Raw genomic sequence first — 1,202 nt, forward strand, 5'->3', positions numbered from 1 at the left:
AGTGGTGCGTAATGGCATGGATTTTATTAGCAAATCATTGGCGGAGATTGTGATTAATACAAGTAAAATCATGGCATCAATTAAGCTTGTATTTGAGCTAAAGTTAACAAAAATTCAAACAGAAAAACTACTTAGTGTCCTGTAGTGTGCATTTAACCTCCTTAATATAAAACAGCTTTTAGATGATTGGTAATTACCCTCTATATAGTACCACCCGATATAATTACAAATATTTTTATATTGTAATTATTTGTTAAAAAAATGTCAAATAAAGCCCACATTATCCATTTTACTTAAAAAACCATCCATGGGAAAACAAACCATATTAATTTTATTTGACTTCCTGGTCTTTCCTTTATTATCTCTATACAAAAAATGTACAATATATTATAAATATACCGAACAACTCTCAACGAAGCCCTGAGGTTTTTACACTATATTAATAAATAAAAGAAAATAATTGATTATATTTTAACAATTAAGGGTTTTAGATGTCCATACTAAAAAAAATAACTGTTTTACTGTTATCTTCAGCCTTCATAAGCGGATGTGGCGGTGGTGGTAGCAGTGATGATAACAGCACAAGCAACACACCAAGTACACTTAACTTATCTACACAAAGTGATGTCATCTCTCAAGCACAAACAGGCAGTACCATACATGAAAAAATTCAGGCAACAAACGCTGCTTCATCTAACCTTAAAGTGGGCGCAAGCTGTCAACCAATTACGATTACAGCAATAAATAACAGCGTAAATGATAACCGTATTAAAGTTGATACAATCATCAATGAAATATCACTCAAAACAGGCGCAGATAAAGCCTGTTGGGATGGCAGCAAAGGTGCAACACTTGAATGTGGGCAAAGCTGTTATCAACTGGTTCGCTACTACACTGACAAGGCAAAAACAGCCAATGTGACGCTATCTTTTAAAACATCATCTGCCAATATACAAAACCAAACGCAAATTGAACTTTCAACACAATTTAGTGAAGATAGTAAAATTGTTAAAAAAGCATTACCATTGGAGATCTTACCAACGTTTGAAATTCGCCCTGATACGCACTTTAACATTCATCTAAACAATACCAGCAATAGCGAACTTAATAGTGTTTTTATTGATTTTTCAAACCTTCAAAAGCTATTACCTGATCGCTTTAGTATGAAAAGTCATGATGGTTATTAATGGCACTAAGTTAAG

1 protein-coding gene is annotated in these 1,202 nt (G+C 33.0%); it reads left to right on the forward strand.

The features are described from left to right. Positions 1 to 491: 491 nt before the first annotated feature. Complete coding sequence (locus DNK84_RS13600; protein ID WP_119345002.1) at positions 492 to 1,187, forward strand: hypothetical protein; 696 nt, start codon at positions 492 to 494, stop codon at positions 1,185 to 1,187. Positions 1,188 to 1,202 lie beyond the last annotated feature (15 nt).

It is taken from the genome of Facilibium subflavum (assembly GCF_003574485.1).
GTDB classification, from domain to species: Bacteria; Pseudomonadota; Gammaproteobacteria; order Francisellales; family Francisellaceae; genus Facilibium; species Facilibium subflavum.